The 16,552-nt window shown below is 68.5% G+C and carries 13 protein-coding genes and 2 pseudogenes; 12 read left to right on the forward strand and 3 right to left on the reverse strand.

The genetic code is table 11. The features are described 5' to 3' along the window. Positions 1 to 204: 204 nt before the first annotated feature. The 4 genes from OIB37_RS31825 (at position 205) to OIB37_RS31840 (ending at position 3,136) form a co-directional block, all read left to right on the forward strand. The gene (locus OIB37_RS31825; protein ID WP_330461061.1) at positions 205 to 651 is read left to right on the forward strand and encodes a contact-dependent growth inhibition system immunity protein; all 447 of its coding nucleotides are present in this window, start codon (positions 205 to 207) and stop codon (positions 649 to 651) included. A 142-nt stretch (positions 652 to 793) separates the two neighbouring features. Further along, the gene (locus OIB37_RS31830; protein ID WP_330461062.1) at positions 794 to 1,114 is read left to right on the forward strand and encodes a hypothetical protein; all 321 of its coding nucleotides are present in this window, start codon (positions 794 to 796) and stop codon (positions 1,112 to 1,114) included. A 394-nt stretch (positions 1,115 to 1,508) separates the two neighbouring features. Further along, positions 1,509 to 2,387, forward strand: a complete 879-nt coding sequence (locus OIB37_RS31835; protein ID WP_330461063.1) for a hypothetical protein — start codon at positions 1,509 to 1,511, stop codon at positions 2,385 to 2,387. 467 nt (positions 2,388 to 2,854) lie between these two features. Further along, positions 2,855 to 3,136, forward strand: a complete 282-nt coding sequence (locus OIB37_RS31840) for a hypothetical protein (RefSeq protein ID WP_330461064.1) — start codon at positions 2,855 to 2,857, stop codon at positions 3,134 to 3,136. A gap of 123 nt (positions 3,137 to 3,259) precedes the next feature. Here the strand turns inward: OIB37_RS31840 and OIB37_RS31845 are convergent, their stop codons facing one another. Continuing rightward, a complete protein-coding gene (locus OIB37_RS31845; protein WP_330461065.1) occupies positions 3,260 to 3,661 on the reverse strand; it encodes an SMI1/KNR4 family protein in 402 nt (133 codons plus the stop codon). A 342-nt stretch (positions 3,662 to 4,003) separates the two neighbouring features. Between OIB37_RS31845 and OIB37_RS31850 the strand changes: the two are divergent. After that, positions 4,004 to 5,257, forward strand: a pseudogene (locus OIB37_RS31850) (MFS transporter); the annotation flags it as partial. A gap of 68 nt (positions 5,258 to 5,325) precedes the next feature. Here the strand turns inward: OIB37_RS31850 and OIB37_RS31855 are convergent. Further along, entirely contained in the window at positions 5,326 to 6,600 is a 1,275-nt protein-coding gene (locus tag OIB37_RS31855; protein ID WP_330461066.1) for an MFS transporter, read from the reverse strand. Between the two features lie 102 nt (positions 6,601 to 6,702). On the opposite strand from OIB37_RS31855, the gene OIB37_RS31860 reads away from it, so the two are divergent. Further along, positions 6,703 to 7,788 carry a helix-turn-helix domain-containing protein gene (locus OIB37_RS31860; protein WP_330461067.1) on the forward strand — a complete coding sequence of 362 codons (1,086 nt, stop codon included), beginning with the start codon at positions 6,703 to 6,705 and terminating at the stop codon, positions 7,786 to 7,788. 38 nt (positions 7,789 to 7,826) lie between these two features. Here the strand turns inward: OIB37_RS31860 and OIB37_RS31865 are convergent. Next, positions 7,827 to 8,022, reverse strand: a pseudogene (locus OIB37_RS31865) (hypothetical protein); the annotation flags it as partial. Between the two features lie 454 nt (positions 8,023 to 8,476). On the opposite strand from OIB37_RS31865, the gene OIB37_RS31870 reads away from it, so the two are divergent. The 6 genes from OIB37_RS31870 (at position 8,477) to OIB37_RS31895 (ending at position 16,091) form a co-directional block, all read left to right on the forward strand. Then, entirely contained in the window at positions 8,477 to 9,658 is a 1,182-nt protein-coding gene (locus tag OIB37_RS31870; RefSeq protein WP_330461068.1) for a barstar family protein, read from the forward strand. Positions 9,659 to 10,014: 356 nt separating this feature from the next. Next, positions 10,015 to 10,257 carry a DUF5302 domain-containing protein gene (locus tag OIB37_RS31875; protein ID WP_330461069.1) on the forward strand — a complete coding sequence of 81 codons (243 nt, stop codon included), beginning with the start codon at positions 10,015 to 10,017 and terminating at the stop codon, positions 10,255 to 10,257. 1,259 nt (positions 10,258 to 11,516) lie between these two features. Then, entirely contained in the window at positions 11,517 to 12,272 is a 756-nt protein-coding gene (locus tag OIB37_RS31880) for a transposase family protein (RefSeq protein WP_330461070.1), read from the forward strand. Then, entirely contained in the window at positions 12,269 to 13,222 is a 954-nt protein-coding gene (locus OIB37_RS31885; RefSeq protein WP_330461071.1) for an FAD-dependent monooxygenase, read from the forward strand. The genes OIB37_RS31880 and OIB37_RS31885 overlap by 4 nt, the downstream gene beginning before the upstream one ends. A gap of 192 nt (positions 13,223 to 13,414) precedes the next feature. Next, a complete protein-coding gene (locus OIB37_RS31890; protein ID WP_330461072.1) occupies positions 13,415 to 13,822 on the forward strand; it encodes a hypothetical protein in 408 nt (135 codons plus the stop codon). Between the two features lie 100 nt (positions 13,823 to 13,922). After that, a complete protein-coding gene (locus OIB37_RS31895; RefSeq protein ID WP_330461073.1) occupies positions 13,923 to 16,091 on the forward strand; it encodes an MMPL family transporter in 2,169 nt (722 codons plus the stop codon). Positions 16,092 to 16,552 lie beyond the last annotated feature (461 nt).

A 16,552-nucleotide genomic window follows, 5' to 3' on the forward strand; every position in this document is an offset into this window, starting at 1 on the left:
TTGACGCCAGGGCGATACCGCGCTGGTGAAATTATCAGGGAGTCGGTCCCGGCGCGAGCGGGATCAGCCCGCCGTAGACGTGACATGCGAGCGGTCAAGTCGCATTTCTGACACGGCAACCGGCCTTGAATGGACCTTGCCCCGGACTCGGAAGCACTTCGAACGCCGCATGGAGTACGCGGCGGTCTGGTGAGAATGAAGCCCATGGACCATCTGCTGCACCTCGACCGCACGCTCGACGAGCTGGACCCACCCCGCTGGACGCCTCCCGCCGCCGACGCGACCCGTTTGGTGCGTACGGTGCATGAGCTGCGCTGTGTGCCGTTGGGTGAACTCGCTCCCGCGGATCTGCGCACCCTCATCTCACAGCAGGTGGGGCTCCCTTACGTCCTTCCACGCGCCGTGCGCTTGCTGATCGAGGAGCCGCTGCTCGACGCCTACTTCTACGACGGCGACCTGTTGCTCACCGTTGTTCATGCCCCCGCCTCGGCCTGGGCTCTGCTGGCGGAGCTCGGCGCGCGGTTGCGGACCGTCATCTTGACGTTGCCGGAGACGGCGGTCGCCGGCCTGCCGCGCGGTGCCGCAGAGGAACTCGCTCGCTTCGTCGGGGAACTTGGCCGCTTCGCCGGGGAGCCCGCACCGCGTCTCTGACACTGTGACCCGCCCCTCACCGCGTTCAGTACCAACGTCACCCCGTAAGCCTCCGCGGAACATAAAATGAGACGAAGGGGCTGCCAGCCTCTGGCGGTCCTCTTCGCGCGTGAGCGGAGTAACTGTGAACGCAGGAACTTTCATGATTCTGGCTGTTTTATCGCCGATCATCGTGCCGCTGTGGACCATTGCAGCCGGCCTGTTCTGCACGCGAATTGGCCACAAGGCGGAGTCGGCGCGTCTCGGCTGGCTCTTCTTCATCGTTTTGTGCCCGCTCCCCATCGGGGCGATGTTCGCCCTTGTCGGCCTGACCATTCCCGTGGTTGTCGCAGCAGTCGTAGTGGGCCTGATCATCATCCTGATGTTCCTTGACTGGTACGGCGACCGCCACTCCGACTTGGGCTCCACTCGCGACCGGATCACCGAGTGGCAGCGGATTCCACACTCGTGTCTCTCGCGGTGACTTACCCGATCCGTCGGTTCGTGAGCGAGCTTCTTCAGAGTGGCCACTGGTCGAGTGACGGCTGAGCCGATGTACGCCAGTTGTCACATGGGCAGGCTCGCTGTCGCCGAGGCTGCATGCGTTGGACTTGACCAGCTGAACACCGATGCCACCGAAGCCGGTTGAGGCAGCCAGGGGTTGTCAGTGGCCGGTGGCAGGATCGCCGGCATGGTTTTCGTACGTACTGCTCCGCCGCGGCCCGTGGACGTGGCCGCGGCCTGAACTGGCTCCGCTGGCGCGTCCTGCGATCCGGCTGCATCCGCGTCCCGGGTCGCCTTCGGCAGAGGAGAGCTCGGTCGGGGGGCCGTTGCTGCGGCCGGCGGAGGAGCCGTGGCCGCACTGCGAAAGCGCGCACGTGGACAGCGGATTCCGCGAGTCGCCGGCAGAAGTGCGGCTGACCAGACGTAGGGCTGCCCGGCAGCACCGTGATCCCCATGGTCCCGCGTTCACGCCGGAGGAGGAGGCGATCAAGGAACGGAACGCCGCGATGCTCGCGGAGCGACTCGACGCAGGCCCTCCGTGGCCCGCGGAGTGCCCGGTCCCCATGCTGCCCGTGGTCCAGCTGTATCTGCGCGACATACCCCTGTTGCGGCCGCCCGGCCAGGCCGATCTGCTCCAGGTCCTCTGGTGCCCCTACGACCACGATCCGGATCACAAGCCGTCGACCGCACTGTTCTGGCGGTCCGCCGCGGAGGTCGGCGACGTCCTCGCCGCACCGCCGGAACCGTATGAGGTGAACTGGCAGGGGTATCTGCCGGAGCCGTGCGTGCTGGCACCGGAAGCGATCACCGAGTACCCCGACAGTCTTGATCTGAGCCCGGAGATGCGGCTGATGGCGGAGGACCTGAGTAGATGGCAGGCAGCCGGCGTCGGCGTGGACAGCGCCTACGGGGACTGTCCGCGGGACTTCTACGACTGTGAGCTGGCTGACGCTCCCGGCTGGAAGGTCGGCGGCTGGCCTCCGTGGGGCCGCACCGACCCGTATCGCCGATTCTGCACTGTCTGCGACGCTCAGATGGTCCCGCTGCTGACCATCGCTTCCTTCGAGTGGGACGGTGGTGAGGGAAGCAGCTGGGCGCCGTGCGAAGACCAGGCCGCCGCCTGCGCCGACAGTCATTACGCCGGCCAGGACCCTGCGCAGCCGACCAAGGTAGAAGTAGGCAGCACCGACAACATGCAGCTCTACGTCTGCCCGACCTCTCCCGAGCATCCGCACACCGACCTGATCCAATGAGCTGTCGGGCCTGTCACACACCCTCCGCGGTCGGTGGCGGAAGTGCCACCGCGTCAGGGTGTGCGACAAGCCGCTCGCCTCACTGATGCCAGCCGGACTGCTTCGAAAAGTCCCCCATCACCACGTCAGCCGGCTATGCGGGCGACAACTACCGAGCCTCGGCACAACGGCGGCGGGACCCGCTACGCGCGAGGCTCCTGTGTAGTTGGGGGAGGTGTCCGAAGTCTCAACCCGTCGGAACGGGGGCCAGGAACACTTGCTGCGGGCGGGCGTGCGGATCGAAGCCCAGGTAGGTGCCCAGTCGTGGCAGGATGGGCTCATGCTGATCCGAAAGGGCGATGCCGCGTAGGCGTCCCAAGGCCGTCCGCGCAGAGCGGTTCCGGCCACGATGGCAGTGTCCGGTCCTAAAGGTTCACGGTGTCTCCGCGCGGACTCGTGCAGCGATCCGCCGGGTCGAAGACCAAGAGATGTGGACCAACGCGGCCGCTGACGCACTCTCTCGTATCGAGTGGGCTTTCGCGCAGCCCGGCCGGTACCTGGATGCCTCCGCGTTCTGCTCGCCCGGGACAAACGATGCCCGTGATGCCCTGGAGTGGGCGATGCGGCACCTTCCTCCGGGAGCCAAACGGGACCTAGGCCGACTGATCACGCGCATCGATGAGGAATTCGAGCGCCGTACTTTGCCTGAACCCAACTACATCGAGTTGGCGACGTTCGGCTGGTGGTGGACCAGAATGCGTGAACGCTGACGGACCTGGAGCTCGCCTGCCTCCCCTCCAAACAAACGACATCGTCACTCTCCGCGACCGCTCCCCAAGAGCTGTGCCAGAACCCACGACTCGGATCAGGCACACGTTCCGTGAGGACGCCGGTCACGGAGACGAGAGTTCGGAGTCGTCCCACTTCCATCCGCTTTCGGGAAACTGCTGGAGCAGGGCAGACAGCGACACCGCCTGGTGGATGGCGGAGGACCAGTCCTGAGCGGACACGTCGAGCAGTACCAGGGGCGGAAGTTCCTGCCGGAAGTCGTAGGTGAGGATTTCGCGGCTTCCGTCCCCGCCGATGGCCAGGCTCCCGGGGAAGCGTTGCTGGAATTCTCCGGCCTCATTGACATCGACAAGCTCGGCAACGTCGTTGATCATCAGGAAGTCGTCTGCAGGGGGAACGAACCGGCTCATGCTCCCCTGCGTGGCAAGGAACCGGCGGTAGTCCTCCGGGAACCGGACTCCGAAGTGGCGCTCGGCCTGTGTGATCGCATCGTCTTTCGAGCTCATGAGGCCGTTCTATCAATCGCGTTCGCCAGGCCGGCGGGGCTCGTCTGGTGGGCGTCGAGGCTGGTCACGGCGTAGACGGTCGTACGAGTCTCCCGCTGGCCGGCGGATCGTCGGCGGCGGTGCATGCGCAGGGTGAGGCGGGCGTGGGTGACGGCCGTCAGCCGGTACCACCGCCCGCGCCGTGATCGCGGATCCGGAACCGCCCTGAGGTGAACGCGCAGGTCAGCGACCCGGCCCTCGTCCAGCGGACCCCGGTTCTCCAGCACGGCAGGGACAGGGAAAGCTGCAACAGCACGCAAGGGACACTCTCATGATCACCGGAGTCACCAGGGCGCCCGCAGCATGACCGGCACCACGGAGGCCCTTGGCGGGGCAGCTGTAGTCGACGATGCAGCACGAAGTGTCACGTGCCCGTTCTACGTCTACGCCGTGCTCGCCAACACGCTGTTCCAGCGCGGCGTATTCGTCCTCTTCCTTTATCAGCGAGGCTTCTCCGTCGGGTAAGTGGCCCTACTGCAGACACTGCTCTACCTGGTCAGCGGACTTGCGGAGTTGCCGACGGGAGTCATCGCCGACCGAATCGGCAGGCGTGCCAGCATCGTGATCGGCCAGGTGCTGATAGCTGGATGTCTGCTCGGTCAGGTGGCGTTCTCCAACTACTGGGTGTTCCTGACGCTGTTCATCGGGCAGGGCGTGGGCATGGCATGTGTGTCCGGTTCGGACACCGCCCTGCTGTACGACCTGCTCGTGCGTCGTGGTGCAACGGCCGGCTACGTCAAGATCAAGTCCCGGTTCACCATGCTCGGGACGGTCACCTCGGGAGCCGCCATCGTCCTCGGCGGCCAACTGCAGCGGATTTCCTGGGGAGTCGTCTACGTCGGCTCGGCGGCGTGCCTCGTCCTGGCCGTGGTGGTGCTGATGTCACGGGTGCCCGAGATCCGCGGCGCGGACGCGGTGGACGAGCAGGGCGGAGCCGAGGAGGAGCACAGCGGCGCCACAGCATGGCGGGCGATGCTTCGGGTCGCCACGCCGGCGCTCGTGACGCTTGTCGTGGTGTCCGGGTTGATGCATGCGGCTTTGACGCCGTACATCATTTTTACGCAGAAGACCCTCTCCGATCAGGGAGCGGGCACCGCATTGGTCAGCGTGGTCATATCGGCGGGATTCTTCGCCGGCGGGCTCACTCCGCTGCTGTCGGACCGCGCGGACCGGCGCATCGGGTATCGGGTCATCGTCCCGGTGTCTCTCCTGACGCTCGCCGCGGCACTCGCCCTGAGCGGCCTCGGCCTTGTCTGGTTCACCATCGCCGCGTTCCTGGCCCTGGTTGGGATTCCCGAGATCACCGCCGTGATCGTGGACAACGTGTTCAACGAGGCAGTGCCGTCCCGCCATCGGGCGAGCCTGCTGTCGGTGATCGCATTCGTGGAGTCGGCGCTCATCGGCATCGGCTATCTCGTCCTCGGCGCGCTCATGGACAGGCTGGGCTCCAGTGTGGGCATGGCCACCTACGCCGCGGTCCCCCTGCTGGCATGTCTCCTGTGGCTCCCGGTGCTCTTCCGAGGGGCACGGGTGGCCACCGAGATCGAGAAGCCCGCACCTGCACTGGTCCCCATCCCCCCCACGAGCCGTCAACCAGCCACCCAGTCACGGAACTTGAAACCGCCCTACTCGCTTCCGGAGGAGGGGGAGCTTGGCCCGTTGCGATCGGGGTGACGGGGCCGGCAGTCGCTGAGCCGCGTTCCTCGATCCTTCTCGGTGGCGACGGCTGAGGCGGAGAGGAGCGTGGCGGCGGCGAGGCTGCCCCAGAGGGCGGCCGGGCCGTGGGGTGCGAGCGTGGTGATGACGGCCGGGGAGACGGCGAGGCCGAAGCCCGTGGAGAGCTGGAAGCGAGCGAGGGCGCGTCCCAGGACATGGGCCGGGGCGAGTGCGGCGACGAGCGCGGTGGCGCTGCCGGCGTAGATGATCTCGCCGATCGTGCAGACCACGGACACCGCGGCGATGGCCGGGGTGGCCCAGCCGTGTCCCAGTGAGGTGGCCGCGAGGAAGCCGAGGTAGGACGCGGCCAGCACCACGCCGGAGAGGGCGAGCACGGTCCGCCGGGAGAAGCGGGACATGAGGACGGTGACCGGCACCTGCAGGGTGACGACCAGCACCGTGTTGGCCACGAAGACGGCTGCCGGCCACACCGGGGACGCGTGGAGCCGCGTCACCAGGACCAGAGGGAGGGCGATCTCGGGGACGTTGAGGCAGAAGACGTAGATCACGTTGGCGGCGAGCAGCGCGAGCATCCGGGGTGCGGGTTCGTCGTCCCGCTCCTCGGCCGGGTCGGCCTTCGACGGATGTGCGTGCACGTGGACCGACCATGCCAAGGCGGCTGCGGCAAGGTAGGCGAGCGCGGTGACAGCCGCCAGCGCCCGCAGTGCGGTGGTGCCACCCGCCAGGCATGCGGTGGCGAGGAGTGCTCCGACGCCCAGGGCGGCGTTGCGCAGGGCGCGGGCCCCCGCGAGGGCGGTGTCGCGTTCTCGGCCGTGGGCGACCGTGGCCACGAGCGCGGCGTGGGCGGCCGGCCAAGCCTGGTTGCCGATGCCGAGGAAGAGTGCCGCCGCCGCGAAGAGCCAGACGTGCCCCGCCGGGGTGGCCAGCAGCAGCGCCACGCCCAGCACCCGCACCAGCATCGACGCCGCCACGACCGTGCTGCGTGCGCCGCGGTCCAGCCATCGGCCCACCGCGGGCATGCACCCCAGCCCCGCGACGATGCCGACCGTCATGGCGGTGCCGGTGACCGGAGCGGACAGCCTCAGTACCGTCACGCCGTAGAGCAGCAGAAAGGGCCGCAGCAGGCCGGTGCCCAGCGCGTCCACGGCCAGGGCGACGGCGTAGCGGGAGCCTCCTGAGGCGCGGACGAGGGCGCGGGGCCGGATTCCGGTGATGGTTGTCATGGCGTCAGACGGTGCGTTCGGCCGCTGGGGCAGGGCACGTCGGTTGACGCATATCGTCAATCGACGCTGTCGCCATGTTGTTCGGGCAGTGATGATGGGGGGATGACGCTGAGGATCGACATCAGCGGTCTGCCGTCCGAGCGAGTGCGGTTCGCCGCCTCCCCGCTGGCCGAACTGACCGCGATGCTGCACGTGCTGGCCGAACCCGGTCACCATCCGCAGTTCGCCGGCTGGGCCGCGGACGTCTGGACCGGGCTGCGGGACGAGCCGGCCGAGCGGCTCAAGGAGGCCGAGTTCCTCTGGCGTTCCTCACAGGCCGACTTCCTGATCCCCGCGCGGCCCCGGCCGACCCTCGCCGAGGAACTGGACGACGTGGACCGGATCGACGACGAGACGTATGTGACCGCCGCGCTCGTCACCACGTGCGGCAGCAGCCGGGTCCATTTTCCCGGCGCGTCGCCGCTCACCGACACGACCGCGCGCGAGCGGGCACTGGGTGTGGCCCAGGCCCGCGGCGCACGGCAGGAGGCCTTCGCGGAACGGCTGCTCGCGGACCCGGCCGCGGTGCGGGCGCGGGTGCGCCACACCCTCGAAGAATGCGCCGAAGCCTTCTTCGACGACGCCTGGGCGGGCGTCGCGGTGCAGCTCGCCACCGATCTGCGACTGAGGAACGAACTGCTCAGGCGTCACGGCACCGGGGCGGCACTCGCCTCGGTCTCCGGCGCGGTCACCCTGGCACCGGACGGCGACTGCATCATCGTGGACAAGGTGCAGGACAAGGCGACCGTTGCCCGTGGCGCCGGGGTCACCTTCATCCCCAGCGTCTTCGGCCGCCCGCACCTGGTGGCGGTCCACGCGCCCGGGTGGCATCCGGTGGTGCAGTACCCCGTCGCCGAGCCGAGTCCGGCGGAGCCGGTCTCTCTGGAGACGGTCACACTCCGGCTGGAGGCACTCTCGCATCCGGTACGGCTGCGACTCCTGCGCACCCTGGCCCGCGGCCCCCACACCACCGCCGAGCTGGCCCTCTTCTGGGAACTCTCGCCCCCGGAGGTGTCCCGCCACCTTGCCGTCCTGCGCCGCGCGGGCCTGCTCGCGGCTCGACGGCAGGGTCGTTACGTCCGGTACACCCTCAATCTGTCCGACCTGACGGCGTTGGGCGCCGACCTGCTGGCGGCCGTGTTGCGCTGAGTCGGCGATGGCTGCCCCTTTGGTGCCTTAGTGGTTGTGACCTGGGAGAGCGACTTCCAGGGCCGCCGGGGCTTGATCAACTCGGTTTTGTACAGGCCGATCGTGCTCTCCATCAGGGCATTGTCGTAGGCGTCACCGACCGATCCGAATCGAGGCGGCGATGCCGGCGGCGTCCAGATGCTCGGCAAGCCGAAAAATCGTGTATTGCGATCCGGTGTCCGAGTGGTGGATCAACTCGCCTAGCTGCACAGGGTGTTGCTCCCGGTACCCAGCAGCGGTTCGGGGCAGTGTGGTGATCACGCGCTTGCTGCGGACCGCTCCGGCGATGCCGAGTTCACGTATCAGTTGCTCGACGGTGCAGCGGGCCACACGGTGGCCCTGCCGGTTCAGCTCACCCGTCGGCTTGAAGCACACGGCATTCCTGTCCGGCCAGCCCACAACACCGCTCTCACCCAACTCGCCCAAGACCTCCCTCCAGCCGTCCTGGCCCCACCCCTCGGTCTTCACGTCGTGCCCGCCACACAATGCGCCGCCGCGCTGCCGCCGACTGGACCGCCTACCTCCAGGCACGCCAACAGGCCTTCGGTGGACCTCGTCAGAACAAGAGCTGACTGCCCCTTTCGTCGGGCCGGGGAACGCTGCTCCATATCGTTGACCCGTCAAGCCAGTTCAACTGTTCGGAGGCTTCGTGCGGGTCGAGGACCATGCCACGTGGGATCACATCTTTCCCGTCAGGTATCTTCTGACCTGCCAGGATGCCGACCTTGAGAGCGACTTCTGGGGGCGGTGCGCCGATGTCGAGGGACTTTTCGTCGACCCGGTGCCGCCGCGTGAACTCCTGACTCTGCGCGGGTGCACGCCCGCAGGGCCATGGCGCGATGCGCTCGCCTTTCCCGACGAGGCCACGCGGTCTTTGGGCAATCTGGACGTTGACATCTCAGATGAGAACCGCGCTCAGTTCGCGTGGACCCTGGTGGACACGGTCGTCATCTCGCACTCGCCCAACGCGACCGATCCGGACCTTGTCGACGTCGTCGTCGGCACTGGCGTGATCGAACACAGCGAGGTCTGGGCCGGTGCCGGCTCTGGCACCATGCCTGCCGTTCCGCGCTTCGCAGTAGCAGAAGGGGACTACAGGGGCGGGCCTATCGGCGAGTGCCACAGCATCGACGGTCTCCTCGCCCCGCGCAAGGTCCGCCCAGACGTCCCCTTGCAGCTCATCGGGTGCGAGCCCGGCGAGCGGCTGCTCGCTGCCCTGCGCAACCCGCAAGCATGGACCAAGGAGTGGGGGGTACTGGTGGCGCTGGACCGGTTCGGGCGGGAGATGGGGTCCCACCGGGTCCGTCTGGAGATCGCCAAGGTCAGTACGTCCGTGCTGGGCGGGTCCCTGGTCGACATCACGCTCGCCGACGGCGGGGACGACGATCGACCCTCGCTGGGTGCCCGAGGCGTCTGGGAGACCTGGTATCAGGGCTTCCCGACGACGCCCAACCAGTGGGCCTCACTGGACACGCGGGGCCGAGCTGAGTGGCTCGACCTGATACGCCCTCATCCAGGCGGCGAGCCGGACCGAACTGGGGGAACCCATCACCTTGAGGGACGTTTCATCACCGACAAGCCCGGCTTCTATTGCGCGCTGGGCGAAGCACTCATCGGTCCCGGCCGCTGGTTCGGCCGAGGGCTCGACGATCTCCAGGACTGCCTGGGCGGCCAACGCGGCGTCATTGGGCCCTTCACCTTGATCTGGCACGACGCCGACATCGCTCGCAACGCATTGAACTTCACCCTCGACCACGGTGGAAAGCTCACCTACTTCGAGGAAGCCGTGCAACTCCTCGAGAGCCGCGGCGTCACCGTCGTTCTCCGGTGAATCCACCGACCACCTGGTGAAGCCTCGACACCCGCGTGTTACCAGGAGGCCCTTCTTTCATGCACGCGCAGCAGCCAACTCGCCCAATCCAGAACCCTGTTCGACCAAGAACGACCGCGTGACCGGGAAAGAGCACGCTTCTGAGAGCCGGTGCCCTGTCAGCGAATCTCCTGGCCACGGGATCGACAACCCTCGGCCCGGCTGGAAGCCTGTCCTGTGCCCCCGACTACGAAGCGAACACCCTCGGCCGCGAGTGGGATACCCGCCGAAACGGAGCAGCATGATGTTGTCGGCGCCTCGCACTGCGCCCGGCATGACAAGCTGTGCTGGCCCACCCCCGAACCCAGGAGGTCACCATGACCGCAGAGCCCGTAACTACGGAAGGTTCGGAGCCGACTGCCCCTGAGGCGTCCCCTCTGGCGCCGGACAGCGACGGCAACTACGACCTCAAGCGCAAGTTCCGCGAAGCCCTGGCGCGCAAGCGCGGTGCGCAGGCGAACGCGGCCGATGTTGCCGCCAACCCGGATGCGTCGAAGGTGCGTGCGGCGCACGGCCCGGCGGCGAGCCAGCGGTCGTTCAGGCGTAAGAGCGGCGGCTGAGTCGATCAGTCCCGCGGTCCGGCCGCTTCACCGGCACTCTGCACGCTGTCCACTCGCGCGCCCGGTGCCGTGGCCCGCAACGCGCGCATGTCCGTGTGCGCGTGGCGGGCGAGGCGTAGCCGGCGGTCTCGCCGGTGGGAGGGCCCAACTGCGGCTGGCGCGGGTCGGTGGCGCCGCCGCACTGGCATTCCCGGCCAGGACTTCCGGCCGCCGACGTTGCACGGTGGCCAGGACGTAGCTGACCGCCCGGTGCGACGTCGGCGCGTCTGGCCATCCCAGCCGGCGTCACCACCGGAGCTGTCCGAATCACTGATCATTCCGGGCTGAGGGCACTGCCCCGTCTGGTCAGCGGCCGGAACGTATGCGTGCGCGGGACGCAGTGAGCTCGACTCGGCGTGCCCTTGCCGTCTGTCCGTGTCTGCGCGGGCGTGGGCCAGGAGCGGGGCTGCCCTTCTTGGTCTTCGCAGCTCAGGTGGAACCGATCGCCAAGTGCGATGCGCAGTCCGCTGCTGCGCTGTCGACCAAGCCGTTTGCTGGGCGGGATCATCCGCCGAGCGTGGTTGGGCCGAGGCCGGACGGCAGTTGGCGTACTGCCACGGCCTCCTGCGCTGTGGCGAATTGGCCAAGGTCCTGGCTGATGAGGCCCCTCCTGGCGCGTGCCCTGCCATTCGGATTCCGTCAAGCGTGCGGGATCGTTGTCGGGCACCTCGAACCGGCCGGTCAGGTGCACGGAGGGTGCCGCCTGTCGGATGTCCCCCATGCTCGCCCGTCGTGCCACGCTCGGGCGGCCCTGGCGACCTCCGCCAGGTCGTCCGCCCTGCCCTCGATGAGGGGCATGTTGGAGCATCAGTCCGAGACGGCTTTCCGTAGATGCGCCTGGTCGGCCGCTTCACAGTGGCTCGATTCGCGCAGGCCTGCACGTGATGGCGCACGATGTTCTTGAAGCTCTTCGAGTCGAAGGTGTGCCGTTGTACAGTGAAGAAAGCCCCTGACCTGCAGAAAGCCGGCGGGGAGCCGTCTTCCAGGAGTCCAAGATGCTGCGCACCATGTTCAAGTCCAAGATCTAGCATCCGGGCGTTTGTGCAGGTCAGAGGCATGGTGGTGCCTGCCCAGGTCAGCAAGAGGTCAGCATGCGTCGCAGCAGTGAGCCTCTTCCAACCTGACTTTGTTGACTGCGAGTTGGACGGCTCTGCGCAACGACGAAGCTCCTGGTAGACGGGTTCTCGACCAAGATCAACCGTGTCCGCCAGGAGCTTCGCGTGCTTGTCTACCCGTCGTCGATTGATCTGTCCAGCCGTACCTTGCGGTTCCTGACCAGCCAACTCATAGCCATGCGGCAGGAGATCGGGACACGCTGGCGGCGCCTTCCCGCCGCGCGACAGGCTCTGCTCGCCCTGGCTCATCTGCGATGCGGCGACACCTACGCCCAGCTCGCGGCCGGGTTCGGCATCGGGATCGCGACCGTCTCCCGCTACATACGCGAGGCCGTCGACATCCTGTCCGCCCTCGCTCCATCCCTGGCCAAGGCGATGGAGACGATCCGCGAGAAGGCGTTCGTCATTCTCGACGGCACCCTGCTGCCCATCGACCGCATCGCCGCCGACACCCCGTACTACTCCGGGAAACACAAACGCCACGGCATGAACGTCCAGGTACTCACCGATCCGTTCGGACGGCTGCTCTGGGCCTCGCCGGCGCTGCCCGGCTCGACCCACGATCTGACCGCTGCCAGGCAGCACGGCATCATCGACGCCCTCACCGACGCGGGACTCGGATGCTGGGCCGACAAGGCGTATCAAGGAGCTGGCGGACCCGTCCGGGTCCCGTTTCGAGGCCGCCGCCTCAAGAAGTGGAAGCGTCGCCACAACACCACCCACGCCAAGATCCGCTGCCTCGGCGAGCAGGCCATGGCCACGCTGAAAGGCTGGCGGCTCCTGCGGAAGCTCCGCTGCAGCACCAACCGCATCACCGACGTGGTGAAGGCCGTTCTCGTTCTTCACCACGCATCAGCGTGAGGTTGGAAAAGGCTCAGTGGCTCTACGTCGGCGACGTCGAGGTCGACGGGCTGCCCGACGACGCCTGGCACCAGTGGTACGACCTGGAGCGCGGCCTGCTCCTGATGTGCCCGCTGCCGGGCTCCCGCTCCTGGCAGGTCCAGGGCTCGGCACCGGCCGCCCCCGACGGCACGATCCCGCCCCCCACGCTCGAAGCGCTCCAGGACGCGGTCGACCGCATCAGCGGAATGCCCATCAAACTGAGCAACCCGACCTGGCTGTCCGTCAACAAGAAGAACGTCCGGATGGTCGACACGCTGCGCTCCGGCCGGGTCCTCCTCGCCGGCGACGCGGCCCACATCCACCCCGTGTCGGGCGCGCTCGGAGCCAACACCGGTGTGCAGGACGCCTACAACCTCGGCTGGAAACTGGCCGGGGTCGTCAAGGGCGCAGGCCAGAGCCTCCTGGACACCTACCAGGAAGAGCGCCTGCCCATCGCCGAGTGGACCCTGCGCACGTCCCTCTCCTCGGGCGACCGCATCGCCGAAGCCGTCGTCGGCGGCACGGGCGGCGCCGAAGCGGGCCTCACCGAGGAGACGATGCAACTCGGCCTGAACTACCGCGACAGCTCCCTCAGCTGGCACCTCACCGCACCCGGCGAGGGCGTCCAGGCGGGCGACCGCGCCCCGGACTCACCGTGCCCGGACGGCACCCACCTGTTCGACGCCTTCCGAGGCCCCCACTCGACACTGCTGGGCCTGGGCGCCACCTCCCGCGAAGCGCTCGACCGAGTCCGCTCCGCCGGCCTCCCCGACCTCCGCACCCTGCACCTCCCCGAATGCCCCCCGGCCTACGGATACACCGAGGACACCCTGGTCCTGGTCCGCCCGGACGGCCACGTCGGCCTGGTCACCACGGCCGACGGCACCGCCGACGTCCTCCGGTACCTGGACTTCCTCCAGGCCCGCTGACCTCGCAAAACCCTTGCGTTGACGAGCCGTCCGGCGATCCGCCGGACGGCTCACGGCGTCGCGGGACAGTCGCGGGACAAAGGGGTGGGTCTGGCCCCACCCACCCGTACGCCCAGACCCATACCGGGCCCCGCCCGTGATCCGTAGCGTCTACATCACAACGAGAACTCACAACGAGAAGGCGAGAAAGACATGACGAACCACACCGGCACCACGGAAGAGGCTTTCGAGACGGTCAAGAAGTGCGTGAACCTCTTCGGCGCGGTCTCCGGCATCGTCCTCGCGACGACGGCCGTCGTGGCGGCCCTCGGCCACGACGTGACCGCGTTCATGTGGATCCGCGGCGGCGTCCTGCTCGCCATGGCCCCCGTGATCCTGCGGCTGGTCGCCGCCGCGGCCCAGGGTTCGCGGTCGAGCTTCAAGCGCGTCCGCATCCTCACCACCGTCCTGCCGGTCGCGATCATCGTCGTCGACCTGATCCCCGGCCTCTGCCCCGGCTGGTACGCCGCCATGCAGGCCATCGGCGCCCTGGGCCTGCTCGGAGCCGCCGTCATCACCCGCCGGGCCCCGCTGAGCGGCGCCTTCACCAAGAGCGCCTGAGACCGACCGGACTTCGGCGCGCCCCCCACCGCGCCTTCGCTCAGGCCGAGTTCACTCCGACAAGACGCGTGCTTTCCAGACAGTCACCAGGAGGACCCCCATGTTCCAACGCGTCGGGAAAGCCGTCGTGCGGCACCCCGTCTGGACGATCGTGGCATGGCTGATCGCGGCGGTGGCCATCGTGGCCACCGCGCCCAGCCTCCCCTCGAACAGCGACGAGAGCAGCTTCCTGCCCAAGAGCTACGAGTCCATCAGGGCATCGGACATCCAGCACAAGGCGTTCCCCAGCGCCTTCACCCCGTCGGCGATCGCCCTCTACCAGCGTGCCGACGGCGGCAAGCTGACCGCCGACGACGAGCGGGACGTCGCCCGCATCACCACCGAGCTGGGCCAGAAGCACATCGACCAGGTGCAGAAGGTCGTACCCGGTCCGCCGTCCAAGGACGGCAAATACACCATGACCCTGGTCCAGATGGACAAGAAGACCGCAGGCCAGCCGGTGCAGGCCGACGCGGCCAAGGTGCTGCGCGACGACGTCGGCCAACTGACCAAGGGCACGCACCTCCAGGTCAAGCTGGGCGGCCCCGCCGCGCAGGCCCTCGACGCGCAGGACGCGTCCAAGGCCGGTAACGCCCTGATCGGGCTCGGCACCTTCGCGATCATCCTGGTGAGCCTGCTGGTCATCTTCCGGGCGCCGATCCTCGCCGTACTGCCCCTCATCCTGATCGCCCTGGTGTCCGCCGTCGCCAAGGGCCTGATCGCCTACGCCACCAAGCTGTTCGGCCTCCAGGCCAACGACTCGGTCTCCTCGATCCTGATCGTCGTCCTCTTCGGCGTCGGCACCGACTACTTCCTGTTCCTGATGTTCCGCTACCGCGAACGCCTGCGCGCCGGTGACGAACCCAAGCAGGCCGTGATCAACGCGGTCGCCCGGGTCGGCGAGGCCGTCGCCTCGGCCGCCGGAGCGGTCGGCGTCGCCTTCCTCGCGCTGAGCCTGTCCACGCTCGGCTCCCTCAAGCAGATGGGCCCGGCGCTGGCCATCGCGGTCACCGCCACCCTCGTCGCGGCGCTGACCCTGATCCCCGCCGTGGTCTCGCTCATCGGCCCGAAGGTCTTCTGGCCCTCCAAGTCCTGGCAGCACGAGCCGCGAGGCGCGAGCTTCGCGGCGCTCGGCCGAGGCGTACAACGCCGCCCGGCGCTGACCGCCGCCGCCTCCGGCCTGGTCCTGGTCGTGCTGGCGATCGGCGCGCTCGGCTTCAAGGCCAACTTCGACCTGGCGTCCGGCTCGATGCCGAAGACCAAGGAGTCCATGGTCGTCCAGGACGAGCTGAAGACGGCGTACTCGGCGGGCGCCGCCGCCCCCACCGACGTCTACCTCTCCAGCACCGACGGCAAGCCGCTCGACAAGTCCGCCTTCGCCGCGTACGCCGACAAGCTCGGCGCCGTCGACGGGGTCGCCAGCGCCCGCGTGTCCCAGCTGAACAAGGACGGCACCACCGCCGACTTCACCGTCACCCTCAAGTACGAGGCGGCGACCGACAAGGCCATCGCCGCCGTGGACCGGGTGCGGGACGTCGCGCACTCCGACGCACCCGCCGGCACGGAAGCCGTCGTCGGCGGTCTCTCCTCGATCTACAAGGACATCGACACCGCCGTCGACCACGACTACCGCACGGTCTTCCCCGTCGCCGCCGTCCTGATCATGATCATCCTGGGGCTCCTGCTGCGCAGTGTCGTCGCCCCCTGGTACCTGATCGCCTCGGTGGGCCTCGGCTTCGGCGCCACCCTCGGCGCCACCGTGTGGGTCTTCCAGGGGCTGCGCGGCCACTCGGGCCTGATGTTCCTGATCCCGGTGATCGTGTACCTCTTCGTCGTCGCCATCGGCACCGACTACAACATCCTCATGATCGCCCGGCTCCGCGAGGAGGCCCGCGAGGGCCGCACCCCGCGCGAGGCCGCAGGCGTCGCGCTGCGCCACACCGGCCCGACGGTGGCCGCAGCGGGCTTCATCCTCGCCGCGACCTTCGCCACGATGATGCTCGCGGGCAACGCCCTCCTCAAGGAAATGGGCTTCGCCGTCTCCTTCGGCATCGCGATCGCCGCCTTCGTCATGGCGATGTTCTTCACCCCCAGCCTGACGGCCCTCATCGGCCACGCGGCGTGGTGGCCGGGCCACGCGGACCGCGCGCTCCCCGAAGCCGGCTCCGAGGCCCCCGCCGACGAGACACCGGACGGACCTGTACGCACCCCGTCGAAACTCCACAACTGAGCCCCACCCACACCCACCAGGACCGCCACCTCTCCGGAGGTGGCGGTCCTCTGCGTGTGGGCTGCCTCGACCCAGGGTCCGTCGAACTCCGCTGCCACCGCGCCGAGTTCGACGCCGTCGCGGTGATCAGGACGGGCCCGAACACGGACGCCGACTCGTTCGCCGGCGCGAGCGTCCCGGCGTCCACCGGTGCGGTCGTGCTCTCACCGAGGTGCCCGAACCCCGTACCCCACGGAACCGGCCCGCCCGCGTGGTGTTCTGGGTGCGGTGTCGGCCCCGCTGCGCCCGCCGTCCTCACCGCAACCCCTCGGACACTCCTCGCCCGTGACGACACCGCCCCCACCACACCCCGAACCCCACCGTCGACACGCCGGAGACCCTCACCCGCAGAGCCACGATGCCACCGCCCGACAGCAAAGTGCCGCACCGGGCGCCATAGGTGTCCTACAGCGCCCGGTGCG

Origin of the sequence: Streptomyces sp. NBC_00820 (genome assembly GCF_036347055.1) — a bacterium.
In the GTDB taxonomy this organism is placed as follows: domain Bacteria; phylum Actinomycetota; class Actinomycetes; order Streptomycetales; family Streptomycetaceae; genus Streptomyces.